The organism is Shewanella sp. BJSY2023SW005 (assembly GCF_047314585.1).
GTDB classification, from domain to species: domain Bacteria; phylum Pseudomonadota; class Gammaproteobacteria; order Enterobacterales; family Shewanellaceae; genus Shewanella; species Shewanella algae.
The window spans coordinates 86,141-101,052 of the sequence record NZ_JBKORJ010000053.1; the positions used below are offsets into that span (position 1 = coordinate 86,141).

A 14,912-nucleotide genomic window follows, 5' to 3' on the forward strand; every position below is an offset into this window, starting at 1 on the left:
CAAATTTGGGTGGCTCAGGAAAAATTCACTTATCTTCAGTGGTGGCAGTGCTCATCACACTCGTGGTCATCATCGGCAAACTCGTCATCGCCGTCCTGATGCTGCATCACGCCCCAACCATCTGTCATGCCGTCAAACTCGGCGGCAAAGCTGTTCAGCTCAGTTTCGCGCGCCACCAAAGCCTGATACTCGGGCACCATATTGATGCAGACAATCAGCTCCCACTTTTCAATCTCTTCGTTGAACTGCAGCTCAACTTCGCCTGCCTGCTCGGATTGACTCAGGTCTTCCAATGCCGATTCAGCGTCGCGCTGATCATCAAACACCAGGAAAAAGTCCACATCCAAAGGCTTGCTCAAGTCGATACCCGACTCTTGCATTGCCTGCAGCATCTTGCCGTTGTCATCATCTGGAAATTGCATTCTGTTCCCCTTGCGCCTATTGCGCCGCCACTATTTTAACCGTTTCGCCGTTGAAGCTGACCAGATCGCCCGGCAGCAGTTTCTTGCGCTTGCGGGTTTCAACCTCGTTATTGACCAGCACCAGCCCTTCGGCAATCACATGCTTGGCCTCGGCGCCGGCACTGGTCATGCCTTCTGCCTTCAGCACCTTATAAAGCTCAATATACTCATCGCCGCTATTGAGGGTGAATTCGCTCATTTTCTGTGTCACTGTGACCTTGCCTTGCTGGAATTGACTCGATTTGGGGCGGATTATAGCAGCAAGCATCCGCTTGGGGGAGAGAAGTCAACGACGCTCATCGCTGAGCAGGCCATAGGCTCTGTCATCCACCCAAAGATCGCCGATACGGAAGTTGTGCCGCAATATTCCCTCAAGCTCGAAGCCACATTTCTCCATGACCTTGGCCGAAGCCAGATTGTCATTGGCGCAGTGACCGATGAACTTGTGAATATTGAAGCTCAAACAGCCCCAATCTATTACCCCGCGCAGCGACTCTGTGGCATAGCCCTTCCCCTGCATATCCGGATGCAACAGGTAACCTACCTCGGCCTGCGCCAGCTCAGGATCGACACAGTAAAAGCCGGTCAAGCCAACAAAGCAGTCGCTGCCCAGTTCTTCAATCACCAGCGTCAGCCAATCCCCGGACTCGTAACGCCAAGGCTGGCTTCGCTGCTCAAACTTGGCTTTAATCTGCTCCTGCGGCTCCGGCTCACGTACAAAGCGGCCCACCTCAGGATCGCAATGCAGCGCCAGAAACGCCGGCCAATCTTGCGCCGTCAGAGTCCTGAGCCTGAGTCTATCGGTATAGATTTCTATCACTTGCTTAAACTCTTACAGCTTAATCGCGACTGGTAACTTCAAGCAGGTGAAAACCAAAAGCGGTTTTGACCGGCCCCTGTACTTCATTAAGCGGCGCGCTGAACACCACTTCATCAAACTCACGCACCATCATACCCGGGCCGAAAGAGCCCAGCTCACCGCCTTGGGCTCCTGAAGGGCAGGCGGAATGTTTACGGGCCAACTCGGCAAAATCGGCGCCATCGATAATCTGTTGCTTCAAGCTGGCACATTCCTCTTCGGTCTTTACCAGTAGATGTCTTGCTGTTGCCTGCACCATAATTTGCTCCTCAGTAATCTTGGCCAAGTGGCCTTTTTCGGTGGTTCACCGAACAAACCCAGCCAGTATAATATCATTCTGTGTCAGAAGTTAACTGACACAACAATAATGGCAAGCCTTGAGTTGAAAATGAAAAACGCCGTCTGATGGCGGCGTTTTTAGTTTGCTTATCAAAGACTCGACTTAAGTCTGGTCTCAGGCTGATGCTTTCTGCTTCAGCTGTTTTTCTATCCAGAGATCTATCTTGGCTTCCATCACCGCCATGGGTAAGGAACCCGTGGTGAGAATTTGATCGTGGAAGGCCTTGAGATCGAAGTCGTTCCCCAGGGCTTTCTCGGCCCGGGCTCTAAGCTCCAGGATCTTCAGTTGACCGACTTTATAAGACAGTGCCTGACCAGGAATTGCCATATAGCGCTCCACCTCGGCGATAATGTCGCTTTCTGCCAGCGGAGAGTTGTCTTTCATATACTGAATCGCCTGTTCGCGGCTCCAGCCCTTGGCATGCAGGCCGGTATCCACCACCAGACGCATCGCCCGTAGCATTTCATCCGAGAGCTTGCCGAAATACTGGTACGGGTCTTCAAACAAACCCATCTCTATTCCAAGATATTCGGCATAGAGGGCCCAGCCCTCTTCAAAGGCGGTGTAACCGCTGAAACGCTGGAACTCAGGCACGCCCTGCAGCTCTTGCTTGATGGCTATTTGGAAGTGGTGACCCGGCGCCGCTTCATGCAATGACAAAGTGGTCATGCCCCACTTGGGCTGAGCTTTCAGGTTATAGGTGTTGATGTAAAACACCCCTGGACGACTGCCATCGACGGCCGGTGCTTCATAGGAGGCTCCGGCGGCCGATTTTTCACGGAAGCTTTCAACCGGCTTCACCACATAGTCGGCCTTGGGCATCACATTGAAGTAACCGGGCAGTACGGCATTGATCTTGTCCTTAAGCACCATATAGCCGTCAATTAAGCCCTGCTTGTCACTGAAGAAGTACTCTGGCTCGGATGACAGTGAAGCAAAGAAGGCCTTGAGATCACCTTCAAAACCCACTTGCTGGCGCACCTTGTCCATCTCATCGAGGATCCGTGCCACTTCCTTGAGGCCGATTTGATGAATATCGTCCACCGCCATAGTGGTTGTGGTATGGGCATTGGCCAGATGTTGATACCAGACTTTACCGTTAGGCAGCGCCCACCAACCGTCAGTGGCCCGCGAGGCTGGCAGATAGGTTTGCTCAAAATATTGCTTGAGTGAGGCGATAGCCGGCAGCAACTCTTGGCTGATCATCTGTTGATATTCCTGCTCAATCAAGGCACGCTCGGCGGCATTGAAGCTCTCGGGCATCTTGGTCACCGGGGCGTAGAAGATACTGTCTTGAGGTGTGTCCACCAACTGCGCCTGCAACTGAGGGATAAGCCGCTCGACCAATACCCGTGGCAGCACAACCTTGCTGGCAATGCCCTCATCCATACGCTGTTTCGCCAGCTCAGTCCATTTGACAAAACCTTTCACCCTCTGCTGCCAGTTGGCGTAATCCTGCGGGGTATTGAAAGGCTGGGCACTCTCACCGCTGCCAAGCTGCACCATGGTAATCACTGTGCTGTAAAACTGGCTTATCGGCATAAAACGGCTGGGGAAGGTTTCATCCACCAACGCCATGTCCCTGTCATAGACAAACATGTCGTAACTGAGTTGCAACTGTTCGGGCAAGGCTTGTCTATCTATGGTCTTGGCCTGGGCGGCGTAGCGGCTATTGAGTTCATGGCGCTGTTTGAGGTAAGCCTCGGAGAGGTCGCCACCGAAAGTATCGTTATAATCGTTGACCCCAACAAAGGTGGCATAGATGGGCTCAAGCTTGAGGTAGTCCTTGAAGAACTGATCCACCATGGCGAGATAAGCCTGCTCTGCCGTTTGTGCCTTTGCCGCAGCGGGCTGTTGCTCCGCCTGTGGCTGAGTCACTAAAGTGCTCTCCTCTTTGGAGCAAGCGCTCAACGCCAAAATAATAGAGCACAGCAAAAACCCTTTTTTCATTGTCGTTATTCTCCTGTCACAACTCAGTAGATGGATTGGTTAACTATACTTGTAGCAGTCACTAGCTCGGAGCCAACCCATGATTTATTCCTTCAGTAACTCGGGTTTCAGGGATCCGGAAACCGGGGTCTATAACCGGACCTATTTTATGGAAGTCTTTCACCGTGAATGGTATCGCCATCTGCGAGATCACCAGAGTCTGGCGCTATTGTATCTTTGCCCTCACATACATGAAACAGTTAACCAACCTCACCTGCTGGAATTCTTTGCCAAACAGGTGCAGGAAGCCTTGCTGCGCAATACAGATCTACTGGGGCGCATGAACCACCACCTGTTCGCCCTTGGTCTGTTCAACGTCGATAAAATGGGGACAGAGAAAGTGATTGAGCGGATTAATGAAAAGCTCAAGGCCTTCAGCGAAGAGTACAGCAAATTTCATCATCTTCGGCTGGATTATCGTCTGGCGGCCTGTATTTGCTTACCCAACAAAGAATTGAAACCCGAAACCCTGTTTATTGACGTCGAAACCTTGAGCCATCAGTTGGAAGAGCAGGACAGCGCCCTTTCAAGGGTCAAGGAAGTTCATTGACACTCAGACAATAAAAGCTACTCTGTTGCTCCCAAGTCACCCACTTGCTTAACAAGCAAAGCCTGGGTTAGTCTCTAGCACTCCTTTTAACACCCGGCTGACAAAAGTAGACGCGATTCAGCCGACTCAGCATCCGGCATAGAAGGCCGGCTTCAAGGAATTGGCCGGGCGGTTAATCCCAAGCACTTCCCCCAAAATCAAAGGACTCGAAAACTGTGATCACCTGCTATATCAAATACGTCATCAAACCCAAGCAACTGGCCGAATTTGAACGCTACGCCAAAATGTGGATCCCCTTGGTGGAAAAGTTCGGCGGCACCCATAATGGTTATTTTCTGCCGAGCGAGGGTGCCAGCAATATCGCCCTGGCTCTGTTCACCTTCCCGAGCCTGGCGGAATACGAAAGCTATCGCAATCGAGCCAAAGACGACCCTGAATGTCAGGCGGCGCTGGTATTTGCCGAACAAACCGACTGCATTGAAAGTTATGAGCGCAGCTTCTTTCGGCCAGTGCTCGGTTAAGGAGAACGAAGATGTCTTCAAGCTTGTTTGCCCCGACACTCGAGACTTCGAGACTCAGGCTGCGGCCGCTGCAAGTGCTGGATGCCGATGCCCTGCTGGCGATATTTTCCGATCCCGAAGTGATGAAATACTGGAATACCGCTCCCTGGACCCATAGCAGCGACGCGCTGGATTTTATCTCTGCCGCCAAGCAGGGCATGACCAGGCAAGAGGGCATCACCCTTGGCATATTCCAGCGGAATACCTGTGAGCTGCTGGGGAAATGCATGTTGTTCAGCTATGACAGCGGCTCCAAACGGGCCGAGATAGGTTTTGGCCTGGGCAAAGCCGCCTGGGGCAAAGGTTATATTCAAGAGGCCGGCGAAGCCCTTATCGACTATGGCTTCAACACGCTTAAACTCAGACGCATAGAGGCCGAGATAGATCCCGGCAACAATGCATCGGCCAAGGCTCTGGATAAACTCGGCTTCATCCGGGAAGGTTTGCTGCGCCAGCGCTGGCAAATCAATGGTGTTATTTCTGATTCGGCGCTCTATGGGCGACTGGTCAGCGACTGACCACGGCTCTGCATCAGGCGGCTAAAGGATGAGCAAAAGCAGTAGCAAGAGCCCAATATTGAAACTCGCCGCTACCTTGACCGCCATCGCAGCACTGCTGCATCTGGCAATTATCCCAGGCGGCGCAGAATGGTATCGGCTGTTTGGCGCCGGTGAAGCTATGGCGCAAATGAGCGAAAACGGCTCCACATATCCGGCAATGGTAACCGCAGCCATCGCCCTGATACTCGCCGGCTTCTCGGCCTTTGGCTTTTCCGGCGCCGGTGTAATCAGGCCCCTGCCCTTATTGAAAACCGCATTGGTGCTGATAAGCGGTATCTTCCTTGCCAGGGGGCTGCTTGGGATCCCGCTGGTGCTCTTGGGTAACTCCCCTTACCTCACAGAGCTGGCCGGCCAGATGAGCTTTATGCTGCTGACATCGGCAATCTCTTTACTAATAGGCGGCTGTTATGCCGCTGGCACAGTTAAGTTGCTGAAACAGAATGCATTAGAGTGAAACAATAAAAGGACTCGATAGTTTGGATAGTTTGCTTGATACGCTGAGGATGCTGAAGAAGTACCAAGACGATTTATACTGCAATCCACCGGCAACAGAGGCGCAAATCGATCAGTTGCTTAATGTCTGGGAGTCTATTCCACCAGATTCACTGCCCCGCGACTATCTGGATTTGCTCAGGTATGCCAATGGCATCCAAATTAACAATGTCATCCTTAACTCAATCGACGAACTATTGCACTGCAGCCTGGAGCAGGATGACTTTTTACAGCTGGGCCATGAAGGCAACCTGGACAGCATAGTGTTTCATCTCCCCAGTGCCGAATACCGGGTAGTGAATTTTTTCGACTTACGGGAAACCTTTGAAAGCTTTGATTACCTGAAAGATTTGATAGCTTACTTGTTGCAGGAGCAAGGAATAATGTCTTAGGGGAACTGACATTTTGAATGTTCAAAGTTGGCTTTTCACGCCAGCGCCCTGTCCATCAAGCGTCAGTAAGATCAGCTTTCACCCTGGCTTTGCTCCTGTCTTTGATAGTCATCCTCCATACGGCGGACAAAGTCCTCCATCTCCTGGCCCGGGGTAATGGGGAAACGCTCCGGCAACTGTGACAGATTAACGATACGGTCGACCCGAAAGGAGCGAAAGTCGTCTCTCAGTTCACACCAGGCCAACAAGGTCCAGGTGCCTCGCCAAAAGTAGATAGCCAGCGGCCTTATTTTGCGCTGACTGGCGCAGCCTTTTACATCCTGATAGTCGAGCAGCACAAAGTGGCGCAGCCTGGCGGCGATACGCAGTGGGTCAAGATAAACAAACTCTTGCTGATCCAGATAGAAGTCCGGTGAGAACATCAAACTCTGCAGCGCCCGCAAACGCTCAGGCACCACGGCTTCGACCTTGATAAGCGCCTGTTTGGCCGCCTTGCCCAGCTCATTGCCGCCCCAGGTCTGCACCATGCGGATCCCCAGTTGAATCGCTTCCAGTTCGGCCTCATTGAACATCAGCGGTGGGACACTCACCTCCTGACGCAGCAGATAGCCAAGCCCGGCCTCCCCTTCGATGGGGATACCACTGAGACAGAGATCCTGAATATCCCGATAGATGGTTCTGACAGAGACTTCCAGGCGCTCGGCCAATACGGCCGCAGTGGTCAAACGGCGGTGGCGCAGGATCTGCACTATCTGAAACAAACGGTCGGCGCGGCGCATGACTTAATACCATTCCTTATAGCTGTTTGATTTGAATTCCAAAGTTTGGCTTGAAACACCAGGCTTACAGCGCAGACCAATGTCGATTTATCCCAATACACCATGCGTTGCCCTACTTGCCTGCCACCCCTTCATTCTTGCCGGCTGAGTAAACGCCTATGCGCTATGGTATTCATTCAAGCAAAGACCGACATTGCGTCGGTCCCGATAAAGATAACAGCGCTGAGCTTACAGCTGCATGGCCCACAAGCCAAGTCGGTTGCCTTCGGAATCGGCTATTTGGGCACAATAGCCGCATTCACCTTCCTTGATGGGCATAGGTGGCAAGAGGATTTGCACACCTTGTGCTTCCAGCTGACCTATGGTGGTACCCAGCTTGTCACCCAGGTGGAGGTAAACCACGGATGCCGTCATTGAAGGGGCCATCTGCGGGTGTTTAATCAGCCCAAAGCAAGCGGTATCACCACTGGTGCGGCTGACGCTAACATACTCACACTCAGGCATAGGGTCTTCGCTGCAGTGCAGCCCCAGCACCTCTTGATAAAAACGCTTGGCGCGAGCCATATCGGCAACCGGGATCTCACTCCAGACCAAAGGGATTTCTGCTGACATTTTCACATCTCCATGTTGATTCAGTTGTGGCAGGAGGACCATCCTCCGCCGTCCTGACAAGCTTGGCTCTCAGGACGAAAACAAGTATGCACGGGTGCTGCTGACAACCTGTTGTCAGTAGCCTGAGCGAAAACACCAATAAAATTTGCATGGGAATATAAGCAGATCAAAACGACAAAAGGCCCGTAGTGCGGGCCTTTATCTATCTTCTCAGCAGTTTTCCGGGCAGTAGGTTACTTGGGCAGTGACGCCTGATGGCCGCTGACGAAGGCATCCAGCGCGGCTCTGGCCCGGCTTTCGGCATCTGCCAGGCTGTCGCTTGCCTGCATAGGCTCAACCACCTCGTAATAACACTTGATCTTGGGCTCGGTTCCCGAGGGTCGCACTATCACCCGGGCACCGCCTTCAAGGTGGAAGGTCAGCACATCACTGGCCGGTAATTCGATGATCTCCCGCCGCCCATCGGCGTAACGCCGCTCGGCCGATTTGAGATCCTCGGTCACCAATACCGCCATGCCCGCAATGGACTCGGGGGGATTGGCCCGCAGATGGGCTCCGATATCCGGCGTCCCCGGCTTGAGCGCTATGCTCACCTGAGTATTAAGGTGTAAACCATAGTCGCGATAGAGTTGTTCCAGTCTGTCCCAGATGGTTTTGTCCTGCGCCGCCAGCTCGGCAGTCAGCTGGGCAAAAGCCACCAGCGCCGACAGGCCGTCCTTATCCCACACCATGCTGCCCACTGTGTAGCCCAGCGCCTCTTCATAGGCGAACAGGAATTTATTGCTGTCGCTCTGGCGCTGCATACCAACATTGGTGAGCCATTTGAAACCCGTGAGCGTGGTATAAAACTCACCGCCCTTGGCCTTGGCGATTTTGGAGAGCAAGGTTGAAGAGACTATGGTGGTTCCCAGTAAACGCTGATTGGCCGGCGCCTTGGACAACAGATAGTGGCCCAGCAAGGCCCCCACCTGATCGCCGGTGAGCATTTGGTACTCGCCATCATCACGGCGCACTGCTACCGCCAGCCTGTCGGCATCAGGATCGTTGGCACAGGCCAGCAACGCCTGATGCTGCTTGGCCTCGGCGATCACCAGATCCATGGCGCCCTTCTCTTCCGGGTTGGGGAACTTAACCGTTGGGAAGTCACCGTCCGGTTTTTCCTGGGCTGCGACAGAATAAACCTGAGTAAAACCGGCATCCTTGAGCACTGTCTTGGCCATTTCTGCGCCAACACCATGCATGGCGGTATAGGCCAGGCTCACCCTTTCGGGCGCCGTTTTGTGCTGCAACACATCGGCATGGAACACGCCGCGGCGATAGTCCTGATAGAAATCATCCTGCAGCCAAATGAGTTTACCCTGCTTGGTGGCTTCACTCTGCTCCAGCCAAGGCAGCTCTTCGTTGGCAGCCTTATCTATGCAGGCAGCAATACCTGAGTCATGTGGCGGAATGATCTGCGCGCCATTACCCCAATAGACCTTGTAGCCATTGTATTGCGGCGGGTTATGGCTGGCGGTCACTACGATACCGGCGGCAGCTTCAAAGTGTTTCACCCCAAAGGCTACCAGCGGCGTGGCGGCCACTTTGGCGGTGAGTCGCACCTTAATCCCCATGGCGGTCAACACGCTGGCGGCATCATGGGCGAAGGTACGTGAATCATGACGGCCATCGAAACCTATCACCACACCGCGGCTGGCGGCATCTTTAACCTGGGCGAGCAGATACTGCCCCAGGCCCGCTGTGGTTTGGCGGATAACCAAACGGTTCATCCGCATTGGACCGGCGCCGACCACGCCCCTGAGACCGGCGGTGCCGAAGGCCAAACGGCCGGCAAAGCGGGCGGCCAATTCAGTTTCATTACCTTCGGCTTTAAGACTCAACAGCTCATCCCGGGTTTTAGGGTCGGGATCTATGTCCAGCCAATGTTTCAGTTGCAGCTCCAGATGAGTATTCATAGGTGGCCTCTTTGACAATCAGTTTCATTCCAAAGTAAGAAAAACTCAGGTCCGCGACAAGTGAATTTGCATTAATTTTATGATTTTGTTCGGACTTTAAAGCAGCCCCTCCTACTTAAGTCAGCCCTTTGCCATCAGTATGGCTAGTATGCAGCGGCAATGAGAACTCTTGTAGAGCGGGCTCCCGGCTTTTATAACACCTGTGACTTACAAACAGATAGGTGCAACTATTTCAGCGGGACATATTGATGGAGATAACGTTATTGAAGATCTCCTTGTCAAATTGCTGCTCCAGTTGTTGCCGCCAGGGCATGGGACAAACACGCACCAGGAAGAACTGTTCCCGGGAGGTATCTGTCACAAATGCCATGCCGTGCTGCATCAATTCATAGTGGATATCATGGACAAACACCATGGAGAAATTCTGCCTGCCGGTAAGCTGGTTGATATCCTCACGGCTCATGCTGACCCCGTGCTCTACCTGCTCGAAACGCTTGTAAAGCCAGTCGGCAAACTCTTTGGCACTGACCATAGACATAATCCCATTCCTTATAGAAGTTTGAGTCACTCAAAGCGCTGTCAGCCGTTCGAGTACCAGCCGGATTGGCGATAGCATAGTGATTCTATGGCGAGTCAGGTTAGGCGGTAATCGACTGGCCATATCCATAAACTATAGTCGAGCCCGGAGTGCCGGGGTGATGAATGGCAACCCGCCTGAGACAGTCGCTGAGTTCATAAATGTAAAAACGCCCCGCAATCAGGTTTGCGGGGCGTTTTGTCAAATAGCCAAGTAGGCCGTTAAAGGATCAGAGCTTGAAAATATTGTCTTCCGAGTCCCGGTCCACCAGCTTGATGAAGGGATCGACCCCGACATAGGCAGGCTTTTCGCTCAGCACCAGTTCGAGATGATTCTCTCCGCTCTTGAGCCGATATTTGTGCAGCGACAACACCTGCTCATCCTGTTTGAGCTTGTCCGGGTTAACCTTGAAGGCGCCTATATCAATCCACTCGTCCAGCGGTACTTCCTGCTCAGCGCCCTTCTCTGAAGCGACCCGGCGTTGGGCATAGATATCCAGACTGACTTTAAACTGGCCTTCCGGCGTTTCGGTTACCTTGGCCTCGGTCAGACGCAGGTCATAGAGGCTGATTTCAGAGAAGGAGTCCTCAATGAAACGCGCCTCGGCGCCGTCCGTATCCCGCTTCAGATAGCTGAGCAGGTCCAGAGTGGTCGGGAAAGGATCGCCGCGGAACTTGTAGCGCTCAAGAAATGCCTTCAAATTGGCATTGAGCCGTTCTTCACCCAGGCGGTCACGGATCCCCATCATGATCACCGAGCCCTTCTGATAATGGATATAGCCCTGCCCTTCACTGCGCAGTAGCGGTTGCTCGCCCTTGCTTTCCGATGAGCGACCTCGCAGGTAGCGGTCAAGCTCATACTTGAGGAATCGGCGCAGCATCTGCGGGCCATACTTGTGCTCCATCACCATCAGCGCCGAGTATTGCGACAGGCTCTCGGAGATAACCGCACTGCCCTGTACATCGGCAGCGCCAACCTGATGCCCCCACCACTGGTGTGCCACTTCGTGGGCCGTCACATAATAGACGGGGTCAATATTGTCCGAGTTGCGCAGGTCGGTGATAAAGCCGATACGCTCAGAGTAAGGCACAGTGTTGGCAAAACTCTGGGCAAAGGAGCGATAACCGGGAAACTCTACTATGCGCAGTTGCTTGTGTTGATAGGGACCAAAAGCCTGGGTGTAATAGTCGATAGAGTCTTTCACCGACTCTATCATTCGCTCCACGTTCCAATAGTGGGCCGAATGATAGTACACCTCGATCACTATGCCCTTGTACTTCTGCCGGTCCACTTCGAAACGTCCGGAGAGGATCGAATAGAAGTTCACCATGGGGCTGTCCATCTTGTAATGGAAGAAGTTGCGACCATTTTCACGCCATTGCCGCTGCAGGTATCCGGGCACCAGTGCCATCTGCTGGCCCGAGGTGGAAACCGTGGCTTCAAAGTCGATAAAGTCGCCGTCTACACCAAAGAAATTCTGCCGATAAAAGCGCGTGTCTTCCAGCTTATTGGCTCTTGGTTTGTCTTCAAGACCACGTTTCTCACGCTCATGGCGATCGCTGAGTTCATAGCCTTCCTGATACCCAAACTGAGGCAGCAGCTCGATATTATTGATAAAGGTGCCGTTTTCGACCACGGACAGATCGAAGTTGGACTCTTCAACCCCTTGGGTTTCCCGAATCAACTGAATGCGGCCACTGATTTTCTCCCCCGGCGGCAACGGCTTGTCAAACACCAGCCAACTGACATTGAATTTATCGTCAAACTCGCCCAGAGTCGCCCCCGGCAAGGTGATGCTGAGATCTTCCGCGCGGGTGTGGGACGGTAAACTGACCAGCAATTTGCTTATCGGCTTGTCCTGTTTGTTGACCCAATCAAGCTTGATATCGGCCTCGATTCGCCGTGACTCGGGATAGATATCAATGTCGGCCTTGACCGCAGTGGTGGTCAGCACGGGCAAAGACGCATACTGCTTGAATTTCTTCTCATAGTCGGCGCGCAGGTCGGTTTCCTCATCATTGGTATAGTAATGATTGACCACCTTGGTCTGGTAGAAGAGATAGCTGCCGCTGGCAACAAACAGCAGTACCCCAAAGGCCGCCAGCAAGCGTCCCTTGGCCCCCAGCTGACCGCCCAGCAGGGCAAACCTGTGTTTCAGAGACTGTTTCGGCCCCCTGTGATAGAGGCCATAACCCAGCACAAACAGCAGCAGTGAGAAACCGCCCCAATAGAGCATATACAGGCTGTGGCTCAAGAGTCCCCAGCCGTAACCATTCATATCCGAATAGGCCAGATAAGGGGAAGCACCGAAGTTGTACAGCGAATGGCCGAATCCCCAACTGGCCATCACAAAGGTCGTCAGGTAGTAGGCGACAAACAGCCCCATACCGGCATACTTGTTCGGGCTGAGCACCTGAAAGAAGAACGCCAGAACCGCCGACATCAGCAGTGGCAACAGATAGTAGAAGCCCAACCTGATGGCGTATTGAGCCAGTTCGAGATTGTACTGCCCCTTGATCAGTTGGAAAGTAATTGTGGTCAGGGTCGCCAACAGGTACAGCAGCGCCATCACCAACACCACAGCCACCAGCTTGGAGGTCCAGAACACCAGATTCGGCACCGGCAGACTGTCGACTATGTCCCCCATTCCGGAGTTGCGCTCACGCCAGACAATCTCGGCGCTGTAGTAGATGAGTACTATCACCATCAGCAAGCCGGTGGCCCCGGCAATATTATCGACCATGTCCTGGGTCAGCGGCCAGTTGGAGGTACCATACCAACCAAAATCACCGAACATGGGCCCGACCAGGTTAAAGACGGTGAGCAGTCCCAAAATCACAAATGGTGCTGTGTAGAGCACCTGGCGGATTTCAAAGCCGACTCGGGCCTTGAACTGTGCCGAAGTCGATGGCGAGCTTGCGCGGCTCAGTTGCTGCAAGGGCTGCAATGCCGGGGTTGCAGACTGCTTGCCGGCGCGTTTGTCCTTCTTGCGAGTAAGTGTTGGTTGGCGCCAGACCTTGGCGACAAGCAGCAAGATGACCGCCAGAGAAAGCCACATGGCGCGGTTGCTGAACATAACACCGGTCAGCTCCACCAACTGGGTGTTTTTCTCGGCTATGGTCCAGTAACGGGTAACGTCGGCAAAGGTGCGCAGTGCAAAGGGATCCAACATGGCCGCCAGCGTGCGAAACTGGGGCTGGCTGGCCAGTTCGCCGGTGAGGTTGTAGATGATAAGCAGTGCTACGGCTGTCAGATACAAACCCATCATGGAGCGAAAACGGCTGGCCATGGCATAAAACAGCGCCGATATCAGCAGCAGGCTCGGCGCGGCCAACAGCAGCAAGGGCAGCAGATAATAGCTGAGCCGATTTTCACCGAAACGGCTGGCATCGACCCAAGGCATAAATGAGCCGAGCCACATCGCCAGCGGCACCATGGAAAACACCGCCATGACCACCAGATAACTGCCAAAAAAACGCCCCAACTGATAGGCCAGCGGAGTCAGCGGTTTGGAATAGATCAGTTCCTCCATCCCGTGCTGCTGGTTGCGCACCGCTGTACTACCGACAAAGTTGACCACGGCAAACATGGAGATAAAGCTCATGATCAGCAGGGTCTGGGCAATGCTGAAGGGGCTGTTCTTCAGCACCTCACCGCCACCACCTATCTGCACATTGTTGGATACAACGGATAGAAAGCTGATTAAAAACAACAGCAAAGAAACAACATAAAAAGATGGCTGCCGCAGATAGTAGCGCCATTCAAAGCGTAACATGGAAAAAAACATGGGCAGTTCCTCAGGCAGCCTCAACCGGCTTGCTGTTGCGGTGGCGATGCAGGGTGCTGAAATAAAGATCTTCCAACCCCGGCGTTGCCTGAGTAAAACCTTCCGGCGCCGAATCGGCCCAGACATGCAGCACAGTGCGGCCGGCAAACAGGCGTTTGGCAATCACATTGAGCTGTTGTTCAAGCTCAGTGGCTTCGGCCTGGCTAACGGTGCGAGTCCAAATTTTTTGCTCCAAAGAGGCCACCAACTCCATGGGATTGCCCTGCAGCAGGATCTGACCACCGGCGAGCACCGCCATATTGGCGCAAAGCTCCGAGACATCTTCCACTATATGGGTCGAGAGGATAATCACCTTCTCTTCCCCCAGGCTCACCAACAAGTTGTGGAAACGGTTGCGCTCCTCAGGATCCAAGCCGGCGGTGGGTTCGTCGACAATCAACAGCTTGGGGTCGCCAAGCAGCGCCTGCGCAATCCCGAAACGTTGACGCATACCGCCGGAAAAACCGCTGACCGCCTTGTTCTTGTGTTGATAAAGGTTGGTGTGTGCCAGTAAGCCATCCACCATCTCACGCCGCTCACCCTTGTTGTAGATCCCTTTGAGAATAGCCAGGTGATCGAGCAAGTCCCAGGCGCTGATCCTGGGGTAAACATTAAAATCCTGCGGCAGATACCCCAGGGTCTGACGCAATTTTTGCGGCTGTTTGAGAATGTCTATGCCGTCGAAACTAATGCTGCCGCTATCGGCACTTTGCAATGCGGCTATGGTGCGCATCAAAGAGGATTTGCCTGCACCGTTGGGGCCGAGCAGACCAAACATCCCTTTGTCTACCTGTAGATTTACATTATCCAGTGCCTTAACACCGTTGTCATAGGTCTTGCTTAGGGCTTCGATACTGAGCATAGTTTCCTCATGCCGGAGAGATAAATGAATACCAAGCTAGCATGATTTAAACATTACAACTTGCAAAATTTGTAACAAAGATTCAAACATTTAACATA

Annotated in this window: 16 protein-coding genes; 5 read left to right on the forward strand and 11 right to left on the reverse strand. The window is 53.2% G+C overall.

Annotated elements, in window-relative coordinates; all coding sequences use genetic code 11:
• Positions 1-35: 35 nt before the first annotated feature.
• The 5 genes from ACMHXI_RS16200 to ACMHXI_RS16220 all read right to left on the reverse strand — a co-directional run bounded on the left by ACMHXI_RS16200 (position 36) and on the right by ACMHXI_RS16220 (position 3,610).
• Positions 36-422 (reverse strand): ribonuclease E inhibitor RraB, encoded by a 387-nt coding sequence (locus tag ACMHXI_RS16200; RefSeq protein ID WP_025011246.1) that lies wholly within the window; start codon positions 420-422, stop codon positions 36-38.
• A 16-nt stretch (positions 423-438) separates the two neighbouring features.
• On the reverse strand, positions 439-660 hold the full coding sequence (locus ACMHXI_RS16205; RefSeq protein ID WP_037475159.1) for an RNA-binding S4 domain-containing protein: 222 nt from the start codon (positions 658-660) through the stop codon (positions 439-441).
• Positions 661-747: 87 nt separating this feature from the next.
• Entirely contained in the window at positions 748-1,281 is a 534-nt protein-coding gene (locus tag ACMHXI_RS16210; RefSeq protein WP_025887157.1) for a GNAT family N-acetyltransferase, read from the reverse strand.
• A 19-nt stretch (positions 1,282-1,300) separates the two neighbouring features.
• Positions 1,301-1,579, reverse strand: coding sequence for a peptidylprolyl isomerase (locus ACMHXI_RS16215; RefSeq protein WP_025011243.1), 279 nt, complete (start codon positions 1,577-1,579; stop codon positions 1,301-1,303).
• A 195-nt stretch (positions 1,580-1,774) separates the two neighbouring features.
• Complete coding sequence (locus ACMHXI_RS16220; protein WP_144133737.1) at positions 1,775-3,610, reverse strand: DUF885 domain-containing protein; 1,836 nt, start codon at positions 3,608-3,610, stop codon at positions 1,775-1,777.
• A 79-nt stretch (positions 3,611-3,689) separates the two neighbouring features.
• On the opposite strand from ACMHXI_RS16220, the gene ACMHXI_RS16225 reads away from it, so the two are divergent.
• The 5 genes from ACMHXI_RS16225 (at position 3,690) to ACMHXI_RS16245 (ending at position 6,203) form a co-directional block, all read left to right on the forward strand.
• Positions 3,690-4,199: a diguanylate cyclase domain-containing protein gene (locus ACMHXI_RS16225; protein ID WP_025011241.1), complete on the forward strand. Its 510-nt coding sequence runs from the start codon at positions 3,690-3,692 to the stop codon at positions 4,197-4,199.
• A 215-nt stretch (positions 4,200-4,414) separates the two neighbouring features.
• Positions 4,415-4,720, forward strand: a complete 306-nt coding sequence (locus tag ACMHXI_RS16230; protein WP_025009831.1) for an NIPSNAP family protein — start codon at positions 4,415-4,417, stop codon at positions 4,718-4,720.
• Between the two features lie 11 nt (positions 4,721-4,731).
• A complete protein-coding gene (locus ACMHXI_RS16235) occupies positions 4,732-5,277 on the forward strand; it encodes a GNAT family N-acetyltransferase (protein ID WP_413735488.1) in 546 nt (181 codons plus the stop codon).
• A gap of 28 nt (positions 5,278-5,305) precedes the next feature.
• The gene (locus ACMHXI_RS16240; protein ID WP_413735490.1) at positions 5,306-5,773 is read left to right on the forward strand and encodes a hypothetical protein; all 468 of its coding nucleotides are present in this window, start codon (positions 5,306-5,308) and stop codon (positions 5,771-5,773) included.
• Positions 5,774-5,795: 22 nt separating this feature from the next.
• On the forward strand, positions 5,796-6,203 hold the full coding sequence (locus ACMHXI_RS16245) for a hypothetical protein (RefSeq protein ID WP_413735492.1): 408 nt from the start codon (positions 5,796-5,798) through the stop codon (positions 6,201-6,203).
• Positions 6,204-6,274: 71 nt separating this feature from the next.
• On the opposite strand, the gene ACMHXI_RS16250 is transcribed toward ACMHXI_RS16245, so the two are convergent.
• From ACMHXI_RS16250 to ACMHXI_RS16275, 6 genes are all read right to left on the reverse strand, one after another.
• Positions 6,275-6,982 (reverse strand): helix-turn-helix transcriptional regulator, encoded by a 708-nt coding sequence (locus tag ACMHXI_RS16250; RefSeq protein WP_145838840.1) that lies wholly within the window; start codon positions 6,980-6,982, stop codon positions 6,275-6,277.
• Between the two features lie 228 nt (positions 6,983-7,210).
• Positions 7,211-7,594: a VOC family protein gene (locus ACMHXI_RS16255; protein WP_025009828.1), complete on the reverse strand. Its 384-nt coding sequence runs from the start codon at positions 7,592-7,594 to the stop codon at positions 7,211-7,213.
• Between the two features lie 233 nt (positions 7,595-7,827).
• Positions 7,828-9,549 (reverse strand): phospho-sugar mutase, encoded by a 1,722-nt coding sequence (locus ACMHXI_RS16260; RefSeq protein ID WP_208135615.1) that lies wholly within the window; start codon positions 9,547-9,549, stop codon positions 7,828-7,830.
• 232 nt (positions 9,550-9,781) lie between these two features.
• Positions 9,782-10,087 (reverse strand): hypothetical protein, encoded by a 306-nt coding sequence (locus ACMHXI_RS16265; protein ID WP_025009827.1) that lies wholly within the window; start codon positions 10,085-10,087, stop codon positions 9,782-9,784.
• Positions 10,088-10,355: 268 nt separating this feature from the next.
• Positions 10,356-13,913: an ABC transporter permease/M1 family aminopeptidase gene (locus ACMHXI_RS16270; protein ID WP_221060834.1), complete on the reverse strand. Its 3,558-nt coding sequence runs from the start codon at positions 13,911-13,913 to the stop codon at positions 10,356-10,358.
• A gap of 10 nt (positions 13,914-13,923) precedes the next feature.
• Positions 13,924-14,814: an ABC transporter ATP-binding protein gene (locus tag ACMHXI_RS16275; RefSeq protein ID WP_117200559.1), complete on the reverse strand. Its 891-nt coding sequence runs from the start codon at positions 14,812-14,814 to the stop codon at positions 13,924-13,926.
• Positions 14,815-14,912: the final 98 nt, after the last annotated feature.

What these genes read in the sequence shown, in the direction of transcription:
- ACMHXI_RS16200 (WP_025011246.1), bottom strand. Translation starts at nt 422, where the DNA reads ATGCAATTTCCAGATGATGACAACGGCAAGATGCTGCAGGCAATGCAA.
- ACMHXI_RS16205 (WP_037475159.1), bottom strand. Translation starts at nt 660, where the DNA reads ATGAGCGAATTCACCCTCAATAGCGGCGATGAGTATATTGAGCTTTAT.
- ACMHXI_RS16215 (WP_025011243.1), bottom strand. Translation starts at nt 1,579, where the DNA reads ATGGTGCAGGCAACAGCAAGACATCTACTGGTAAAGACCGAAGAGGAA.
- ACMHXI_RS16220 (WP_144133737.1), bottom strand. Translation starts at nt 3,610, where the DNA reads ATGAAAAAAGGGTTTTTGCTGTGCTCTATTATTTTGGCGTTGAGCGCT.
- ACMHXI_RS16225 (WP_025011241.1), top strand. Translation starts at nt 3,690, where the DNA reads ATGATTTATTCCTTCAGTAACTCGGGTTTCAGGGATCCGGAAACCGGG.
- ACMHXI_RS16235 (WP_413735488.1), top strand. Translation starts at nt 4,732, where the DNA reads ATGTCTTCAAGCTTGTTTGCCCCGACACTCGAGACTTCGAGACTCAGG.
- ACMHXI_RS16240 (WP_413735490.1), top strand. Translation starts at nt 5,306, where the DNA reads ATGAGCAAAAGCAGTAGCAAGAGCCCAATATTGAAACTCGCCGCTACC.
- ACMHXI_RS16250 (WP_145838840.1), bottom strand. Translation starts at nt 6,982, where the DNA reads ATGCGCCGCGCCGACCGTTTGTTTCAGATAGTGCAGATCCTGCGCCAC.
- ACMHXI_RS16255 (WP_025009828.1), bottom strand. Translation starts at nt 7,594, where the DNA reads ATGTCAGCAGAAATCCCTTTGGTCTGGAGTGAGATCCCGGTTGCCGAT.
- ACMHXI_RS16260 (WP_208135615.1), bottom strand. Translation starts at nt 9,549, where the DNA reads ATGAATACTCATCTGGAGCTGCAACTGAAACATTGGCTGGACATAGAT.
- ACMHXI_RS16265 (WP_025009827.1), bottom strand. Translation starts at nt 10,087, where the DNA reads ATGTCTATGGTCAGTGCCAAAGAGTTTGCCGACTGGCTTTACAAGCGT.
- ACMHXI_RS16270 (WP_221060834.1), bottom strand. Translation starts at nt 13,913, where the DNA reads ATGTTTTTTTCCATGTTACGCTTTGAATGGCGCTACTATCTGCGGCAG.
- ACMHXI_RS16275 (WP_117200559.1), bottom strand. Translation starts at nt 14,814, where the DNA reads ATGCTCAGTATCGAAGCCCTAAGCAAGACCTATGACAACGGTGTTAAG.